The organism is Salinisphaera sp. RV14 (assembly GCF_052044135.1).
GTDB lineage: Bacteria > Pseudomonadota > Gammaproteobacteria > Nevskiales > Salinisphaeraceae > Salinisphaera.
Window position 1 is genome coordinate 75,167 of sequence record NZ_JBQDYF010000008.1, and the last position, 18,683, is coordinate 93,849.

An 18,683-nucleotide genomic window follows, 5' to 3' on the forward strand; every position below is an offset into this window, starting at 1 on the left:
GAACCGCCAAGGCCGGCGCCCGGCTCGGCGTCTCCGGAGCGTTCCCCGCAGGCGCGGGGATGAACCGTCGATGTCCTGCTTGACGCTGATTTCCAGCGTGCGTTCCCCGCAGGCGCGGGGATGAGCCGGGATTGGCCCAAGCAGACCGGGGAAGCGAAATGCGTTCCCCGCAGGCGCGGGGATGAACCGCCGGATCGGCCGCTGTCGGATGACGATCGGCGGCGTTCCCCGCAGGCGCGGGGATGAACCGGCCGACGCGGCTTCGTTCGCCGAGCGCGAAGCGCGTTCCCCGCAGGCGCGGGGATGAACCGTCCGCGTTCGTGCGCTCGACGACGCCGCGGCCGCGTTCCCCGCAGGCGCGGGGATGAACCGTGCGACCAATGCAGTTGGTAGGCCAATGCGTTGGCGTTCCCCGCAGGCGCGGGGATGAACCGGATCTGATCCGGCGTCGCGGAAGCCCAGCTTCGCGTTCCCCGCAGGCGCGGGGATGAACCGATGAAATCACCTGCTCAGGTCGAAAAGGTCGTGCGTTCCCCGCAGGCGCGGGGATGAACCGCATGCGGGCCAAGATGCCGGCGCCATCGACGTCTGTTCCCCGCACGCGCGGAGATGAACCTCTATCGTCTATCGACGGGCGCTCAGAGACAGCGTGTTACCCGTGGGCGCACGCATAGCCGGGGCATTGACTTACTGTATGCGCTCACCCGTCTATGTCTGATGTAGCGACGAGCGGACAAAACCTGTCTGTGCATCGCCTATCGCCTTAATGTCGTTGTCAAACGAGTTGCAACTTTCTCCGCAGCCCTTATGATTTACACGTACATCGTAAGGGGGCGAGGCAATGAGCCGAATGATCAATTTTCGTGCCGACGACGAACTGGATGCCCGGCTCACGCGGCTCGCGCGGCTCACCGGGCGAACGAAGACGTTTTACGTTCGCCAGGCCGTAGAAAGTCAGATCGAGGATCTGGAAGATATCTACCTGGCTGACCAAGTTATGTCTCGTGTCGATGAGGGCAGCGAGGCCACTTACGATCTTGATGAGATAGAGCGCGGTCTTGGCCTGGCGGATTGAGCTCACCGACACGGCGCGCAAGGCTCTGGAAAAGCTCGACCCGCAAACCGCGCGGCGTATTTCCGCTTATCTGCGCGAGCGTGTTGCTGCCGCGGACGAGCCGCGCCAATTAGCAAAAAGCCTGCAGGGCGAGTTGCGGGAATATTGGCGTTTTCGAGTCGGCGACTATCGCATCGTCTGTGATATTCAGGATGACGTCCTTCGCGTTCTGGTTGTCCGTATCGCGCATCGAAAGCGTGTTTACCGGCGGCGTTAACTCGCAGTCGCTGTATGCGCGGAGATGAACCGACGGCGCCGGGATATCACGGCGACGGCTGCCTGTATTCCCCGTATGCGCGGGTAGAAACTGGCTCTTGAACCTTGCGGCTATTCTGCCATTGACCGTTCCCTGCGCCTGCCGGAACGGGCGGATCACGATCTGCACGGCTGGGTCAGCCGTCTTGTGGTGTTTCGACTGCCGATCGTTTGTTGTCGCCGAGTCTGAAGTATCGACCCCGTCCTCCGTGTTCGGCGTCCGCTGTTTTTTCTCTGAGTTGTTCTCGCAGGGTCACGAATTGACCCACTGCGTATCTCACACTAACGCTGTCGGTTTGGGGAAAAGAGAAAACGCATGCTAGAACGAGAAAGCCGAAAAGGTCCGATCCAATCCATAGCCAAGTTTTCTGCGCTAAGCCCGCAGGCGCGTTCGATCTGGTCCAAAAGCGCGGTAGATGAAGGGGAGGGTCACAACCTGCTGGCCCACATGCTGGACGTGGCTGCGGTGGTTGAAGCACTGCTCGAACGGGAGCCAGAGACAAGCCTGGATTGGGCGAGCCACGCGTTTGGCTTGCCGAGGGAAGGTTGTATTCGCTGGATTGCCGCCACTGCCGGGTTGCACGATTTTGGTAAAGCCATCCCAGGGTTCGTAATCAAGTGGCCAATGGGGCATGCGCGTGCCGAGGTGGCTGGTCTTATTTTTCCGGACCAGGCTGAGGAACGTGGAAACCACTCGCTAGCTACCGCGGCGCTTCTAGCAAAACCGCTCTGCGAGCTGACCCAGGCGCCGTGGGGATGGGTACTGGCGGTCGTGCAGGCGATCGCCGCGCATCACGGCCGTCATTTCCGTGCGGACGAGACAGCTCATGGTCGGCCTATCAACGAGCCTGCCGAGTGGGCGCGAGCGCGTCGCGAAATACTCGACGTGTATTGGCAGACGCTTAATCCTCTAGGCTGCCCGAGCCACGACGATCTGGATCTGGTCGCGGTGAATTGGCTGGCCGGTCTGACCAGCACCGCGGATTGGATCGCGTCCAACGTGGAATGGTTCGCGCTCGGCGAGCGGCACGATAATTTGCACGATTATTACGCGCAGGCGCGTTTGCTCGCGACCGATGCATTGGTGGATGCCGGTTGGCCACGCTTTCAGAGCCTTCTGTCCGAACCCCTGGCAACCGAGACATTGCTCGGCCGTATCCGCGGCAAACCGACGACACCACGCCCGTTGCAGCAGGCCGGCGAGGCGCTGCTGCAAGACGCAAAAGGGCCCACGTTGCTGCTGGTCGAAGCGCCTATGGGCGAAGGCAAGACCGAGTTGGCATATCTGGCCTATCTTCGCTTGCAGGCCGCGAATGCACATCGCGGACTATACGTCGCCTTGCCGACACAGGCGACCGGCAATGCGCTTTTCGACCGCACCAAGCAGTTTCTGCGAGCCTTCGACGAAACCACGGCTGTAAAAATCGTTCATGGCGGCGCCGCGATGAACGCGCAGCTACGCCATCTCCGCGGTATCGCGGACGACGAACAGGAAAGCGTGTCGGCCTCGGTCTGGTTTTCCCAACGGCGTCGGCCATTGTTGGCGCCGTACGGTGTGGGCACGGTCGATCAGGCCTTGCTCGGCGTGCTCAATGCCAAACACCATTTTGTACGGTTGTGGGGCTTGGCGAATCGGGTGGTGGTGCTGGATGAGGTGCACGCCTACGACACTTACACCAGCGTATTGATCGAGGCACTCGTGCGTTGGCTCAAGGCCATGGGCAGCTCGGTTGTACTCATGAGCGCGACCCTGCCGCAGAGCAAACGGGATCGACTGGTTCGGGCCTGGGGTGCCGATCCGCAGGAGCTGCCCCAAAGCGACTACCCGCGGTTGACACAAATCGATGCGCGCTCGGTCCGCGGCATAACGGTTGGCTACCGGCCGCAGGCGCCGATTACGGTGCATGGGGTCGACGAGTCGTTGGAGGCGATCAAGGAGCAGGCGATCGCCTTGCTTGAGGAGGGTGGTTGCGGGGCCGTGATCGTCAATACGGTCGATCGCGCGCAACAACTATTTCGTTTGCTGGAGTCGCACGCTAAAGAAAACGGCATCGAAACGGTGCTGTTTCATGCGCGGTTTCCGGCAGATCAGCGCGCCGACATCGAGAAGCGCGTCCTCGCACTCTTCGGCGAATCGAGCGATGCCAAGGCCGGGCGTCGCCCGGCCAGGGGCTTGCTAATCGCGACCCAGGTGGCCGAGCAATCGCTCGATTTGGACTTCGATTTCATGCTGAGCGATCTCGCGCCTATCGATCTGCTTCTGCAGCGAGCGGGGCGCATGCACCGCCACGACCGACAGCGCCCGGCCTCGCATGAGCAAGCGCGCCTGTGGGTCGCGGGGTTGCATCACGATCGCCTGCCGTCGCTCAAGGAAACCGCCTGGGAGTATGTCTACGACCCATGCGTGCTCGGCCATACCTGGGCCTGTCTACGCGAGCGCGACACGCTAAGCCTGCCGGGCGATATCGATGCGCTGGTGCAGCATGTCTATAGCTTTCCCGAGTTGCCGGCCTCGATCGACGAAAAAATTAATGACTTTATACAGATCGAATCCTACGGCGCGCATTTGGGCACTGAGAAAGGCAAGCATCAGCAGGCGGTCGATATCTCGTTGGACCCGGACGACCCCTTAAGTGTGTACCAAGACCATTGGTTCGGTGGCGACGACGAAGAAGGGCAACGTAATAAGACCCGGCTCGGTCCGGACTCGGTGAATCTCGTGCCGATCGATGTAATCGACGGCGCCTGGATGGTCGACGGGGTCTCCATCGATCCGGCGCAGGTGCCGTCCGACGATATCGCAGGCCAACTCTACGCGCGCCAGTTGCGCGTGTCGCGCAAGGCGGTCGTGCTCCATTGCCAACAAGCGGAGCGGCCACTGGCATTCGATGAGCATCCGCTTCTGCGCCATCTCTATCCAATGCCGCTGGTCGCCGGGCGTTGTGAGCTGGGCGGCCAGTCGCTCTATCTGGACCCGGCGCTGGGGCTTGTTTACGAAGCAGGTGAGAGGTGAGGGGAAGAAGCTCTTCCCCTCGTCGTCCCCGTGGGCACGGGGAAATGTTGAACGGCGGCGTTTACGCCAGTAACCGTCACGGTTCATCCCTACCAGTAGGGATCTTCGAGATTATAAATCATGAGAGCGGAAAAAATTGCGCTAGTAATCGTCACTTGATTATGAGATTGTGCCACAGTAATCTACAGGCTCTGATATCTCTGCGTCCAACCCGCCATGCTTATTTTCCGCTATCTCTTGATCGATTGGCTTCATCGACTGAGCGGTCTATCTCTGGCTCAAACAGCCTTGCTTGTTTGCATTGTTTTCGTTCTTGCTGCAGGCGTCGCATTTTGGCGCGCGAAGCGATTTCGCATCGTTGTCGAGTACGACTCGCGTGAATAAAACCAAAAAGGGGGATCGGTATGGACGTCTCGTATGACTTGCTGCGAGAACCTTGGCTTTCGGCCTGTCTAACAGACGGCACGGTCACCTCGATGGGATTGATGGAGGTGTTTGAACGCAGCCGGGATATCGTCGCGCTGGCCGACACCGCGCCGCCGACGCTCGTTGCGCAATACCGGTTGCTGCTGGCCATCACCCATCGCGCGATCACGATGGCGCAGGGGCGGTGGCGCGAATCCGAGCGAGCCGGCTGGTATCGCAATGGCCTGCCCATCGAGGCGATACGCACGTATCTTGAGCACTGGCAGGACCGTTTCTGGCTGTTTCATGACACGCATCCGTTCATGCAGGCGGCGGTTCTGGACACGGCCAAGCCGACCCGCGATAAACGCAAGAGCGTGGCCCAGATCTCGCTGGCGAGCGCGACTGGGAACACGCCGGTGGTGTTCGATCACGCTTACGACAGCGAGCCGACGGAACTCACTCCGGCACAGGCGCTGAATACGCTACTCGGATTTCTGCAATTCACTCCGGGTGGTCTGGTCAAGGTATTTCGCAGCTCGGACAAGGCCGGTGCGCTGGCCAATACCGCCGCGGTCATCCCGTTGGGTCAGAATCTCGCGGAGACGATCGCCCTGGGTCTGCATCCCGATCAAAGGCGATCCGATGCGGAACCCGATAGACCGAGCTGGGAACGCGAGCCGCTAACCGAAAGTCAGCTTGGTGATGCGCCAGTTTTGGCCACCGGACCCAACGACCGCTACACACGGCAGAGCCGTGCCGTGCTGTTTCAGCGCGAAGATAACGGCAATATCCGTTGGCTGCGCTTCGGTGCCGGATTGGCACTGGGCGATAGCGATACCCAGCCCGATCCGATGGCGAGCTTTCGTGCCGGGCAGAACGGCCCGGTCCGCATCAGCTTCACCGAGGGCCGTGCGACTTGGCGCGATCTGCCCGCGCTCGTGCCCGGGCCTGCGACAGAAAATGAAAATCGACGCCCGGCGGCGGTCATGGCCTACGCGGCCAGTCTGCACCGAGCACTCGGGCCCGGCGCGCATCGTCACCAGCCATTGATGGTGGCCGGCTTGGCGAGCGATCAAGCCAAGTTGCTGCGCTGGCGCATGGAACAGATCGTGCTGCCTGCGAACCTTCTGATTGATCCGGATCGCTCCGAAACACTCCAGAAGAAAGTGGCGGATGCCGAAGCGCTGTACTACGCGTTGCGAGCACTCGCCCGCGCAATGCTCGTGCACAGCATGCCCGATCCGGATAACAAGGAAACCAAGGCACGGGCCCAGAACCTGCTAGCGGCCGGGCCGCTCACGGCGACCTATTTTTCTGCGGCCGAACGCGCTTTGCCCGAGCTTATGCGGCAACTCGGGGCCGGCGATTTCACGGCGGCGACGCGACACTGGAACGAGGCGCTGGATCGAGCGGCGCGGCGCGCCTGGAACGATGTCGTCGTTGGACTGGGGAGTACGCCCCGCGGCTTGCGTTCAGAGGCCCGCCATTATCCGCGTTTGGTCGGGCTGCTCGGCAAACATGCGCCCACCAATAAACGCGCAGCGCCCGGAGACAAGTCATGACATCGCATGCGCAGACATTCGTCGACTATCTCGAAACGCTCCATCAGAACGATCGCGGCGCAATCGCCCATCTGCGCCACAGCCTGACGCGGGAACTTGGTGAAGATCCAAAAGCAATAACGCTCGTGGAGCGTTTTGTGGGTGGCGATCGACAAGCCGACGATCCGCATCGGCGCGCGCTGTATCTCGTGGCTGGCCTGTTCGCCAGCCATCCGGAACGCGCCCGTGCCTCTTTCGCCGAAGCGTTCGGCGCGCTTTGGCGTACACGAGACAATCCAAGCGTCGAACAGCGTTTCATCGCATTGCTTGAAGCCGATGAACAGCAGGTGGTTGCGCGTCTGCGCCAGGCCACGACGCTGCTCGCAGCAGACGGCTACGGATTCGACTACGCCCAGTTGATATCCGATATCGCGCTGTGGCTCGACCTGCGCAAGGACGAGCATCGGTGGCGTGCGATACGACAACGCTGGGGGCGCGATTTCTATCGGGCGGCGTTCGCGGATCGGGTGGTAAACAGCGATCCGGAGGTCTTCACGAAACACCTCGTAACCCTTACGAAAGACAAATCCAGTGGGCTGGCGCGTCTGCGTCGAAGCCTGACGTTGCCGCCCGGCGAGGATCCTGCGGTATTCCCGTGGATAGAGCCCTTCGTGGACCCGGCCTGGAAAAGCAGCGATCCGAGACGACGCGCACGTTATCTCGTGGCCGGTCTGTTCGCGATCCATCCGGTGTATGAGCCGAACCGAAGCCTGGCCACAGCGCTCAACCGGCTGGCCGCTCATCAGAAAGACGACGGCGAAAGCATCGAACGTCGCTTTATTGCAGTGCTCGGCGCCTCGGCCGACACCGTGGCCGACCATCTACGCCAGGCGGTGGCTTTGCTTCGCGATACCGCGATCGGTTACGACCCGACACTACTTATCGAAGACCTGTCGATCTGGTTGGCGCGGTCAACGAATATCGCGCGTCTGGATCGGCGGCGCCAACAATGGGCGCGGGATTTCTACTGGATACCGCGTAGCAACGAACCCGATACCCAAACCGAAACATCACAAGAGCAGGGGGCCTGAACATGCGTGCATTCCTCGAATTCCACATCATCCAGAACTTCGCGCCGTCGAATCTCAATCGCGACGATACGGGCGCGCCCAAGGATGCCATCTTCGGTGGGCATCGCCGAGCACGGGTGAGCAGCCAGTGTTTCAAGCGGGCGACGCGATTGGCGGCGGCCGAATACAACCTCATCGACGAGTCACACCGCGGCATTCGCACCAAACGCCTCAAGCGGTTGCTGATCGAGCGATTGAATGATCGCGATCCGGAAGAAGCCGCGGGCAAGATCGAGAGCGCGCTGGCGGCGGCGGGGCTCAGCCTGTCCAAGAAAGACAGCGAAAAGACCGAATATCTGCTCTTTCTTGGCGAGAAGGAAATTGCAGGCTTTGCCGAATTGGTCGACGAGCACTGGGATGAACTGGCGGATGTCGATTCGACCGCCAACAAGAAACAGCGCAAGGCGGCCGCGCCGCCGGAAGTCACTAAGAAAGCCAAGGCGCTTCTCGATGGCGGCAAGGCCGTGGACATTGCGCTGTTCGGACGCATGCTCGCCGATCTGCCGGCAGTGAACCAGGATGCCGCGTGTCAGGTTGCCCATGCGATCAGTACGCATCGCGTGGAACGCGAATTCGATTACTACACGGCGGTCGACGACGACCTGGGGCCCGAGGATGAGCCGGGCGCGGACATGATCGGCCAGATCGAATTCAACTCGGCCACCTTCTATCGCTACGCGGTGCTCGACATCAACAAGCTGCTCGACAACCTGCAGGGGGATCGTGAGCTTGCCTTATCGGCTATCGAGGCATTCGCCACGGCGTTCGTGCGTGCCGTGCCCACCGGCAAACAGAACACCTTCGCGGCTCACAACGCGCCGGATTTCATCGGCGTGAGCCTGCGTCATGTCTCGCCGATGAGTCTCGCGAACGCGTTCGAAAAGCCGGTAACGGCGGATCTGCGCGAATCGCTCACGGAACAATCGGTTCAGCGCTTGCAAAAGACCGACCAGAAGCTATCCGCCGTCTACAGCGACGGTCACGACCAGTGGCTGTATCTGGATCTGACCGGTCAGTGGCAAGACAACGATCAAAGTGAAGCGTTGCCGAACCTCGTTCAGCTTGCCCAGCGCGTACGCGAAATCACAGATACGGCGCTGGAGGCGTAGTCGTGGCCACACTGCTGATGTGCCTGGCCGGGCCCATGCAATCCTGGGGCACGACCAGCCGATTCGACGAGCGCGACACGCAGCTCGAGCCCTCGAAGTCGGGTGTGCTCGGGCTTGTCTGCGCCGCACTCGGGCGCGACCGGACGCGGCCGATCGCCGATCTCGCGGCATTGCGGATGGCCGTGCGCGTTGATCGCGAAGGTATCCCGATGCGCGACTATCACACCGCCACCGGCGTGGTCGCGTCATCGGGCAAGGTGGATTCAAATCGGACGGTCGTCAGCCAGCGTTATTACTTATCGGACGCGGTTTTTCTGGTGGCGCTGGAAGGTGAACGCGAGCTACTTGCTCGAATCCACGATGCCCTTCGCGCGCCCCACTGGTCGTTGTGTCTCGGGCGTAAAAGCTTCGTTCCGTCGCGCCCGGTATTCATGCCGGACGGTTTGCGCGACGGTGGTCTGTTGGATGCGCTGGAATCGACGGCGCTGCTCACCGAGCGAGACACCCGTGAGAAAACGCAGCAGCGACGCGTCGTGATCGAAGATCCCGACGAAGGCACCGTTCGGGTCGACCAGCCTATCGCGCCATTCTCCGAGCGTCGGTTTGGTCCGCGTTTCGTCAAGACATTCGATCTGGAACTGGAGGTCGACGATGTTTCTGACACGACTGACGCTTGACCTGCGCCATAGCGCGGTTCGCCGCGACCTCGCCGATGCCTACGATATGCACCGCTCTCTGGTCCGTGCCTTTGTAACCGAAGACGACGAAGTGCCGCCGCGTTTTCTCTGGCGTGTCGAGCCCGAATCGGTATGGCGGGCCCCCGTGCTGATGGTTCAATCGACCGTCGAACCGGACTGGCGTGTTTTCGAGGGAAGCGGCTACCTCAAAAGAGCGCCAGAGACCAAAGAGGTCGATCCAGCCGCGCTCATTCAGGTCGAGCGTTATTATCGGTTTCGGCTGTTCGCGAACCCGACGATTACGCAACAGGGCAAGCGCTACGGTTTGCAAGCCGAGACGGAGCAACAAGCCTGGCTCGAACGGAAAGGCGCCAAATGTGGTTTCGAGATACAGAACGTTCTAGTCACGGCAAGCGACGTAGTGCATATGAAAAACGACGCGATCTGCTTGCAACAAGCCTGTTTCGAGGGTGTTTTGAAGGTCACGAATGCGACGATCTTACAGGCCGCGGTCGAGCAGGGCATCGGCCCCGGTAAAGCATTCGGTTTCGGATTGCTGAGCCTCGCGCCACGCTGATCGTAAGTCCGATATTCGATGGCCTTTTTGCCCCTAAAACCCATCCCGATCAAAGAGCGCCGCTCCATGATCTTCGTCGGCCGCGGTCAGATCGACGTGCGTGACGGGGCGTTTGTCGTTATCGACGAGGTCAACGGCGAGCGCATGCATATCCCGGTTGGCACGACCACTTGTCTGCTGCTCGAGCCGGGTACGCGGGTGTCGCATGCCGCGGTCAAGCTTGCCTCGACGGTCGGCACGTTGTTGATATGGGTCGGCGAGGCCGGCGTACGGCTGTACAGCGCCGGCCAGCCGGGCGGGGCGCGCTCCGACAAGCTCCTATATCAGGCCCGGCTCGCGCTGGAAGACGATCTGCGTTTAAAGGTCGTTCGCAAGATGTTTGAACTGCGGTTCGGCGAGGCGCCGCCGTCGCGGCGCAGCGTTGACCAACTCCGCGGCATCGAGGGTGCTCGCGTACGCAAGCTCTATCAGCAATTGGCCAAGCAGCACGGGCTGAAGTGGCACGGCCGGCGCTACGATCCGAACAATTGGGATGCGTCTGATCCGATCAATAAAGCTTTGTCGGCTGCGACGGCCTGCCTGTACGGCATTACTGAGGCCGCGATTCTTGCCGCCGGTTACGCGCCGGCCATAGGTTTTCTGCATACTGGTAAACCGCAGAGCTTCGTCTACGACATCGCCGATATCGTCAAATTCGATACCGTGGTGCCGGCGGCGTTCAAGGTGGCCGCCCGCGGTGTCGCCAAGCCTGATCGCGAGGTGCGAATCGCCTGTCGGGATGCGTTCACGAAAACGAGATTGCTCAATCGCATCATTCCAATGATTGAGGACATTCTCGCCGCCGGCGAGATCGAGCCGCCGCAGGCAGCGCCCGAGCAGGTGCCACCCGCCATTCCCACGCCGGACTCGCTCGGCGACGCGGGCCACCGGAGCGGTTGATATGACGATGCTGACGGTCGTGACCGAAGCGGTGCCGCCGCGATTACGTGGCCGGCTAGCGGTGTGGCTGCTCGAAGTGCGAGCCGGCGTCTATGTCGGAGATGTCAGCAAACGCGTACGCGAGATGATCTGGGAACAAGTCAACGGTTTGGCCGAAGATGGCAACGTGGTGATGGCATGGGCCAGCCGCCACGAATCCGGTTTCGAGTTCCAGACCTACGGCGAGAATCGCCGGATGCCGGCCGACCATGATGGGCTGCGTCTGGTGCGTTTCGTGCCTGATTCTCCAAGCAATTGATTTACAAAGATCTTTAACAAAACGAACTGAGGAAAAAGTAACCAATATCGCTGGTGGATTTTCTGCCGGTGGTTTTGTCTTTTGAAAACAAACGTCTATGATTAGACCGTTCCCCGCAGGCGCGGGGATGAACCGGTCTATGGGCGGCTCATCATCTGGCCTCCAATCCGTTCCCCGCAGGCGCGGGGATGAACCGGTCGAAAGCATCATGCGGACGGCCTTGTCTGCCCCGTTCCCCGCAGGCGCGGGGATGAACCGATGGACAAGTCCGGCACGATCACCATTCGATTCCGTTCCCCGCAGGCGCGGGGATGAACCGACGGCTCGCTGAATCTGGCGGACGTGGCCCTCCCGTTCCCCGCAGGCGCGGGGATGAACCGCTGAGTGATGACGTTTATCGTCGGCTAATCCGCCCGTTCCCCGCAGGCGCGGGGATGAACCGACGAATGCCCGGCCGAGGATTACTGGCAAGTCCCGTTCCCCGCAGGCGCGGGGATGAACCGCATTTAATCAACAGATTCCGACATATCGGCGCCCGTTCCCCGCAGGCGCGGGGATGAACCGAAAACGACCACGCCGAAGCTGAGTTATCCCGACCGTTCCCCGCAGGCGCGGGGATGAACCGAAATGATCAAGCAAGCGATCGTGCACGCCCTGCCGTTCCCCGCAGGCGCGGGGATGAACCGGCCTTGGTCGTATGCACGTATAACAACTGCATCCGTTCCCCGCAGGCGCGGGGATGAACCGCGTTGGCGTGCCGACATGGCCAGGTACACGCCCCGTTCCCCGCAGGCGCGGGGATGAACCGTAATCCCGCCAGTCGGACCCTCGGTTGTCGTTCCGTTCCCCGCAGGCGCGGGGATGAACCGCTGGCCAGTAATCGACAACCTGCCGCCCGTGGCCGTTCCCCGCAGGCGCGGGGATGAACCGTTCAGATGGACATGGGCGGGGCCGGCGCTGGCCCGTTCCCCGCAGGCGCGGGGATGAACCGGGTAGACCTCCCGGCTCTCGGCCGGATAATCGCCGTTCCCCGCAGGCGCGGGGATGAACCGGCCATCTGGGAAGCGATCAACCCGCATACCGGCCGTTCCCCGCAGGCGCGGGGATGAACCGCTGCCATGTTGACCCGCACTTGAGACGAATCACCGTTCCCCGCAGGCGCGGGGATGAACCGATCCGAAGCACGCGGCATTTGTGCTGGGTGTACCGTTCCCCGCAGGCGCGGGGATGAACCGCGGCGGCACTTCAGCTAGCGGTGTTATGCCGCCCGTTCCCCGCAGGCGCGGGGATGAACCGCCAATCATGCGATGTGCCGGGGCTATGCCGAGCCGTTCCCCGCAGGCGCGGGGATGAACCGTTGGCAAAGTGCTGGGTCCGGTTCGAGCAGTCCCGTTCCCCGCAGGCGCGGGGATGAACCGAATCCGTGGAGCCCGGAGCATTCGAACATGACCCGTTCCCCGCAGGCGCGGGGATGAACCGGGCTCGATGTAAGGAGCGTATGCCATGAGCTACCGTTCCCCGCAGGCGCGGGGATGAACCGTTGCCCGTGGCCGCGTTGAGCACCATCGTGCCCCGTTCCCCGCAGGCGCGGGGATGAACCGCTCAAGCTGACGTTCGACCCCAAGAAGGTCGACCGTTCCCCGCAGGCGCGGGGATGAACCGGGCTAGCTATGCATTGGATCGCGATACTGGCCCCGTTCCCCGCAGGCGCGGGGATGAACCGAGTATCGAGGGTGCAGATTTGACAAGCCCGGGCCGTTCCCCGCAGGCGCGGGGATGAACCGTTCGCTGAATCGAAACCCAATAGCGGCCGGTTCCGTTCCCCGCAGGCGCGGGGATGAACCGGCCGGCAACATGCAGTTCCGCGTCAAGGCGCTCCGTTCCCCGCAGGCGCGGGGATGAACCGGGACGAACGAAAACCGGACGACTCAAGAAAGGCCGTTCCCCGCAGGCGCGGGGATGAACCGACGAGTCCATGGGTCTTGGCGTTCAGCGGTATCCGTTCCCCGCAGGCGCGGGGATGAACCGTGCTGCAGGCCGCTGCAGGAGCCGTCCAGAGCCCGTTCCCCGCAGGCGCGGGGATGAACCGCAGATCAAGAACTTCGGCAACGACGACTAACCCCGTTCCCCGCAGGCGCGGGGATGAACCGAACTCCTCCAGAACGGGTCGTATCTCGGCCCACCGTTCCCCGCAGGCGCGGGGATGAACCGAACGCGGGCAAGACGAACGCGCCCGCGGCGCACCGTTCCCCGCAGGCGCGGGGATGAACCGATAAACTCGTTCGCTCGATGCAAGGCAAGTACCCGTTCCCCGCAGGCGCGGGGATGAACCGCCGTCATGGCAGGGCGTCGCCGCCGGCCAGACCCGTTCCCCGCAGGCGCGGGGATGAACCGGTGGCGGCATGATCGTCAATAGCCAGGAATCACCGTTCCCCGCAGGCGCGGGGATGAACCGAAATTCGCACTCATCGCCGCCGTCGCTCTCGGCCGTTCCCCGCAGGCGCGGGGATGAACCGTGCGTGGTGGAGTACATCGGCCCGTTCGGCAGCCGTTCCCCGCAGGCGCGGGGATGAACCGATCCGAAGCACGCGGCATTTGTGCTGGGTGTACCGTTCCCCGCAGGCGCGGGGATGAACCGCGGCGGCACTTCAGCTAGCGGTGTTATGCCGCCCGTTCCCCGCAGGCGCGGGGATGAACCGCCAATCATGCGATGTGCCGGGGCTATGCCGAGCCGTTCCCCGCAGGCGCGGGGATGAACCGTTGGCAAAGTGCTGGGTCCGGTTCGAGCAGTCCCGTTCCCCGCAGGCGCGGGGATGAACCGGACGAGGCGACGACCGTAAGGCCATCGTGTTCCCGTTCCCCGCAGGCGCGGGGATGAACCGCATGTCTCGCTCCTTGTTGTGGTTGGCGCTACCCGTTCCCCGCAGGCGCGGGGATGAACCGGGCTTTGGCCCAATCGCCTGCGCGCAATGCGTCCGTTCCCCGCAGGCGCGGGGATGAACCGAGCCCGAACCGGCCGCGAATGACGCGCCGGCCCCGTTCCCCGCAGGCGCGGGGATGAACCGCTTCTAGCTCATCGGACACTTACTCCGGCGCTCCGTTCCCCGCAGGCGCGGGGATGAACCGTTGAGGTTTTCCAGCGGCGGCACCGGGGTGTACCGTTCCCCGCAGGCGCGGGGATGAACCGGCGAATACGGCGATGAAGACGACGTAATTGAGCCGTTCCCCGCAGGCGCGGGGATGAACCGATTCCACCCCGGCCGCGCGACACCGCGGCTCACCGTTCCCCGCAGGCGCGGGGATGAACCGGCGTCTGTTTGGTGTTGTCGATGGTGGGTGGTCCGTTCCCCGCAGGCGCGGGGATGAACCGATAAACTCGTTCGCTCGATGCAAGGCAAGTACCCGTTCCCCGCAGGCGCGGGGATGAACCGCCGTCATGGCAGGGCGTCGCCGCCGGCCAGACCCGTTCCCCGCAGGCGCGGGGATGAACCGGTGGCGGCATGATCGTCAATAGCCAGGAATCACCGTTCCCCGCAGGCGCGGGGATGAACCGAAATTCGCACTCATCGCCGCCGTCGCTCTCGGCCGTTCCCCGCAGGCGCGGGGATGAACCGTGCGTGGTGGAGTACATCGGCCCGTTCGGCAGCCGTTCCCCGCAGGCGCGGGGATGAACCGACCGAGAACACCGATGTCTTCCGGCTATCGCTCCGTTCCCCGCAGGCGCGGGGATGAACCAACCGTGCGCACGGCGGCGCGCGTGCTGAAAGATAGTTTGGAACTCGTGGATTAGTGCGCTGCGTTCTTTGCGCTTACGCCGGATGCTGCCCCCAGAAACCCGCCCGACTGCATGGCCCACAGGCGCGCGTACAGGCCGTTGCGCGCGATCAGTTCGTCATGGGTGCCGGTTTCGACGATGGCGCCGCGGTCGATCACTACCAGACGGTCGAGTTCGGCGATGGTGGATAGTCGATGGGCGACGGCGATCACGGTCTTGCCCTGCATGATGGTGTGCAGGTTTTCGGTGATGGCGGCTTCGATTTCGGAATCCAGTGCGGCGGTGGCTTCGTCGAGCAGCAGGATGGGGGCGTTCTTGAGCATGACGCGGGCGAGTGCGACGCGCTGGCGCTGGCCGCCGGAGAGTTTCACGCCGCGTTCGCCAACGTGGGCGTCGAGTCCGCGGCGGCCCTTGTTGTCGGTCAGGTCGTGGACGAACCCGGCATGGGCCGCGTCGATCGCGGCCCGGAGTTCGGCGTCGGTGGCGTCGGGCCGGCCGTAGCGGATGTTGTCGGCGATCGAGCGGTGCAGCAGGGCGGTGTCCTGGGTGACCATGCCGATCGCTTCGCGCAGCGAGGCCTGGGTGACGCCGGTGATGTCCTGGCCGTCGATGGTGATACGGCCGTTCTCGGGTTCGTGGAAGCGCAGCAGCAGTGCGAGCAGGGTGGACTTGCCGGCACCGGAGCGCCCCACGAGCCCGATTTTTTCGCCCGGCGCGATCGACAGCGAGAAGTTGGAGATGATACCGGCGTCGTCGCGGCCGTAATGGAAGGAGACATCCTCGAAGGCAATCGCGCCGTGGGCGACCTGTAGCGGGCGCGCGTCCGGGGCGTCGACGATCGCCCGGTTGCGGGTGAAGCTGCCCATGCCGTCGCGGATGGTGCCGATGTGCTCGAACAGGTTGGACACTTCCCACATGATCCACTGGCTCATGCCGTTGATCTGCAAAACCAGCCCGACAGCGGTGGCGACCGCGCCGGCGGTGATCGCGCGCTCGCTCCAGAACACAATGCCCAGCCCGGTGACGGCGAACAGCAGCAGGGCGTTCAATAGATACAGGCTGGCGTAGAAGCCGTTGATGCGCCGCATCTGGGTGTACACGGTCGACAGGAACGACGACATGCTGGCCCGTGCGTAGTCGGATTCGCGCTCGGTATGGGCGAACAGTTTCACCGTGCCGATGTTGGTATAGGCATCGACCACGCGCCCGGTCATCTCGGCGCGGGCGTTGGCCTGGGCTTCGGCGATCGCCTGCAGGCGCGGCAGGAAATACTTGAGTAGTGCGATATAGCCGATCAGCCAGCCGCCGAACGGCAGCACGAGCCGCCAGTCCGCGCCGGCCACCATGATGACGACGCCGCCGAAATAGACCGCCACGTAGAGCAAGACGTCCACGAACTTCATCATCACTTCGCGGATGGCCAGGGCGGTTTGCATCATCTTGGAGGCGATGCGGCCGGCGAAATCGTCCTGGAAATATGTCAGCGATTGGTCCAGCAGCCAGCGGTGGACCTGCCAGCGAAAGCGCATGGGCACATTCGGTGCCATCGCCTGGAAGGTGGTCAGCCCCTGGCCGAAGACCAGCGCGGGCAGCAGTACCAGCACAACGATTGCCATGCCGACGAGCGGCCAGGCGTTATCGGCGATGAAATGCGCGCGGTCGCTGGTCGAGAACCAATCGACGATATGGCCGAGAAAACCGTACAGCGATACCTCGATGATCGAGGACGCCGCGGTAAGCACGGCGGTTGCGATCAGCAGCTTCCACACCGGCCGCGCGTAGAAGGCGATGAAACGCGGGATGCTGGTCTCGGGCGGCGTACGGTCGTCGTCGGGAAACGGATCGACGAGCCGTTCGAAGAACTGGAACATGGGCGGGTCGGTCGCGAGGGCGGCGGCGTCGGCAGGCAAGGCGACGTAGTCTAACCGCGTTGCGCATCGGCTTCGATAGCGGCGAGGCCAGGCACGGCGGGGCGTGCGATCCGGTGCCGACCTGCGGCTTGGGGCGGCGTATGGTGGCGACTGGTGACGCACGGGGCGCGGCTGTCGGATTACGCCGTTGGCTAATCCGACCGACAAAAGCAAGGTGCTTGCCGTGATCTGTAGGTCGGCCTGGGCCGAAGGGCGTAGGCTGACAGCGGGCGCTTTATCGAAGCCGCCATCGGCTACGGTTTCGCTTGGGCCGGCGCCTGTTTCAGACGCCGGCCCACCAGTCGTAGCCGCGATCTTCCCAATAACCGCCGTGGCCGCCCTGGATATGGGCGAAGCTGTCGACCAGTTCGATGTGCATCACGTACTTGGCCATTTTATAGCCGAGTTGGCGTTCGGCGCGCAGGCGGATGGGGGCGCCGTTGGCCACCGGCAGGTCGGCGCCGTTCAGGCCGTAGGCCAGAATCGTCTGCGGGTGCCGGGCTTCGATCATGTCGAGGCTTTCGTAGTAGGGCTGCGGCGAGCCGTAAAGGTGGTCGGCGCAGTGGAAGACCACGAAGCGGGCGTTGTCCGTCGGCCGCACGCGCTCCAGCAGGTGGCCGAGCACCACGCCGGTCCATTGGCCGATGCACGACCAGCCCTCGACGCAGTCGTGACGGGTGATCTGGGTGCGCGAGGGCATGGCCTTGAGCTCGGCGAGCGAGAAGGACGCCGGCTGCGCCACCAGGCCGTGAATGTCGAGCCGGTAGTTGGCGAAGTGGGTGGCGACGAGTTGCCGGTAGGCCGCGCTTTGCGGATTGATCGTGCCGTTGGATTTGAACGTCGGCGCAATGTCGCTCGGACTGTATTCCCGTGCCAGCGATGCGCGCGAGGCGACCAGACGCTGGGCGGCCTGGGTGAGTTTCTCGGTGCGGCCGAGGAAATTGCGCACTGACTGGCTGTGGGTCCAGTCGCAGCCGGAGAGCATGCCGGCGGCGCCAAGCGCGCTCAGCCCGGTCAGGATACGGCGGCGGGCCTGGCTCGGTCGCCCTGTGTGGCGGTCGTCATGCGACATGATCAGTATCCTCGCGGCCGGGCGCGGCTTCGGTTGCAGGCGGCTCGTCTAGCTTGTAGCCGCCGGTGATCATCGCGCGCATGTTGTTTACCACGCCGGAGACGAGCACGAGCGCCAGGTGGACGATGAAAAAGCCCACCAGCGCGAAAGCGCACAGGAAGTGGAGGGTGCGGGCGCTCTGGTGGCCGCCGAACACATACGTCAACCACGGCCAGGCCGCGTCCATGGTCGGCGACATCGTCAGCCCTGTGAGCACCATCAGCGGCAACAGCCCGAACAAAACGAGCAGATAGGTCAGCTTCTGGATGATGTTGTAATCGCGGACCCGCGGAAAACGGAATTTCGCGTGTTCGGCCACTTCATGCCCGAACCGGCTCATCTCGCCGCGGTGGATGCCGATCAACCGTCGCCGGCGGCGGCTGAAGATGGAATAGATCAGATACAGCACGAGCATTACGCCAAATACCCAGGCGGCGGTGAAATGCCATTGCCGGCCGAGCGACAGCCATTGCTGACCGGGCAGCGTGGCCCAGGCGGGAAAGGCGCGGGCCTGCATCTGGCCGTCGACACGCGACCAGCCGAGCACGCCGGTGGTGGGGATCTGCAGCCCCTCGATATTCACGTAACCCATCGGGTCGCCGCTGGCGTCGCGCTGTGCGCCGATCGACAGGAAGGGGTGGCCGAAGTCTGACCCGTGGCCCCAGTAAAGCGCCGGGTGCGCATTGAATATCTGTAGCCCGCTCATGAGCAGCACAAGCAGGCACACCGCGTTCATCCAGTGCCAGAGCCGGGTGGCCCAGCCGTGGCGGCGGATCACGCCGGAGGCACGGGCCGTCGATTCAAAGCCCTTCGCCATGACGAAGCC

13 protein-coding genes and 2 CRISPR repeat arrays (1 of these 15 cut by a window edge) are annotated in these 18,683 nt (G+C 63.2%); of the genes, 10 read left to right on the plus strand and 3 right to left on the minus strand.

Annotated features, from left to right (window positions below; translation table 11 throughout):
* Nucleotides 1-617: direct repeats of the CRISPR family, unit length 29 nt; unit sequence GCGTTCCCCGCAGGCGCGGGGATGAACCG; it begins 573 nt to the left of the window's first position.
* Nucleotides 618-841: 224 nt separating this feature from the next.
* From relB to cas2e, 10 genes are all read left to right on the plus strand, one after another.
* Nucleotides 842-1,075 carry a type II toxin-antitoxin system RelB family antitoxin gene (gene relB, locus ACS8Y6_RS10155; protein WP_440848740.1) on the plus strand — a complete coding sequence of 78 codons (234 nt, stop codon included), beginning with the start codon at nt 842-844 and terminating at the stop codon, nt 1,073-1,075.
* Nucleotides 1,059-1,331 (plus strand): type II toxin-antitoxin system RelE family toxin, encoded by a 273-nt coding sequence (locus tag ACS8Y6_RS10160; protein WP_440848741.1) that lies wholly within the window; start codon nt 1,059-1,061, stop codon nt 1,329-1,331. Before relB ends, ACS8Y6_RS10160 begins: the two co-directional genes overlap by 17 nt.
* Before the next feature lie 354 nt (nt 1,332-1,685).
* Nucleotides 1,686-4,382: a CRISPR-associated helicase Cas3' gene (gene cas3 / locus ACS8Y6_RS10165; protein ID WP_440855500.1), complete on the plus strand. Its 2,697-nt coding sequence runs from the start codon at nt 1,686-1,688 to the stop codon at nt 4,380-4,382.
* A 404-nt stretch (nt 4,383-4,786) separates the two neighbouring features.
* Entirely contained in the window at nt 4,787-6,352 is a 1,566-nt protein-coding gene (gene casA / locus ACS8Y6_RS10170; protein WP_440855501.1) for a type I-E CRISPR-associated protein Cse1/CasA, read from the plus strand.
* Entirely contained in the window at nt 6,349-7,422 is a 1,074-nt protein-coding gene (gene casB, locus ACS8Y6_RS10175; RefSeq protein WP_440855502.1) for a type I-E CRISPR-associated protein Cse2/CasB, read from the plus strand. The genes casA and casB overlap by 4 nt, the downstream gene beginning before the upstream one ends.
* Nucleotides 7,423-7,424: 2 nt before the next feature.
* Entirely contained in the window at nt 7,425-8,570 is a 1,146-nt protein-coding gene (cas7e, locus tag ACS8Y6_RS10180) for a type I-E CRISPR-associated protein Cas7/Cse4/CasC (RefSeq protein WP_440848745.1), read from the plus strand.
* Nucleotides 8,571-8,572: 2 nt separating this feature from the next.
* Entirely contained in the window at nt 8,573-9,247 is a 675-nt protein-coding gene (cas5e, locus tag ACS8Y6_RS10185; protein WP_440848746.1) for a type I-E CRISPR-associated protein Cas5/CasD, read from the plus strand.
* Complete coding sequence (gene cas6e / locus ACS8Y6_RS10190) at nt 9,222-9,824, plus strand: type I-E CRISPR-associated protein Cas6/Cse3/CasE (RefSeq protein ID WP_440855503.1); 603 nt, start codon at nt 9,222-9,224, stop codon at nt 9,822-9,824. The genes cas5e and cas6e overlap by 26 nt, the downstream gene beginning before the upstream one ends.
* Before the next feature lie 18 nt (nt 9,825-9,842).
* Nucleotides 9,843-10,763, plus strand: a complete 921-nt coding sequence (gene cas1e / locus ACS8Y6_RS10195) for a type I-E CRISPR-associated endonuclease Cas1e (RefSeq protein ID WP_440855504.1) — start codon at nt 9,843-9,845, stop codon at nt 10,761-10,763.
* 1 nt (nt 10,764) lies between these two features.
* Nucleotides 10,765-11,061, plus strand: coding sequence for a type I-E CRISPR-associated endoribonuclease Cas2e (cas2e, locus tag ACS8Y6_RS10200; RefSeq protein ID WP_440848749.1), 297 nt, complete (start codon nt 10,765-10,767; stop codon nt 11,059-11,061).
* Between the two features lie 106 nt (nt 11,062-11,167).
* Nucleotides 11,168-14,797: direct repeats of the CRISPR family, unit length 29 nt; unit sequence CCGTTCCCCGCAGGCGCGGGGATGAACCG.
* Nucleotides 14,798-14,847: 50 nt separating this feature from the next.
* On the opposite strand, the gene ACS8Y6_RS10205 is transcribed toward cas2e, so the two are convergent.
* From ACS8Y6_RS10205 to ACS8Y6_RS10215, 3 genes are all read right to left on the minus strand, one after another.
* The gene (locus ACS8Y6_RS10205) at nt 14,848-16,707 is read right to left on the minus strand and encodes an ABC transporter ATP-binding protein (protein WP_440855505.1); all 1,860 of its coding nucleotides are present in this window, start codon (nt 16,705-16,707) and stop codon (nt 14,848-14,850) included.
* Between the two features lie 322 nt (nt 16,708-17,029).
* Nucleotides 17,030-17,818 (minus strand): molybdopterin-dependent oxidoreductase, encoded by a 789-nt coding sequence (locus ACS8Y6_RS10210; RefSeq protein WP_440848751.1) that lies wholly within the window; start codon nt 17,816-17,818, stop codon nt 17,030-17,032.
* Nucleotides 17,808-18,674 carry a cytochrome b/b6 domain-containing protein gene (locus ACS8Y6_RS10215; protein ID WP_440848752.1) on the minus strand — a complete coding sequence of 289 codons (867 nt, stop codon included), beginning with the start codon at nt 18,672-18,674 and terminating at the stop codon, nt 17,808-17,810. The genes ACS8Y6_RS10210 and ACS8Y6_RS10215 overlap by 11 nt, the downstream gene beginning before the upstream one ends.
* Between the last annotated feature and the right edge of the window lie 9 nt (nt 18,675-18,683).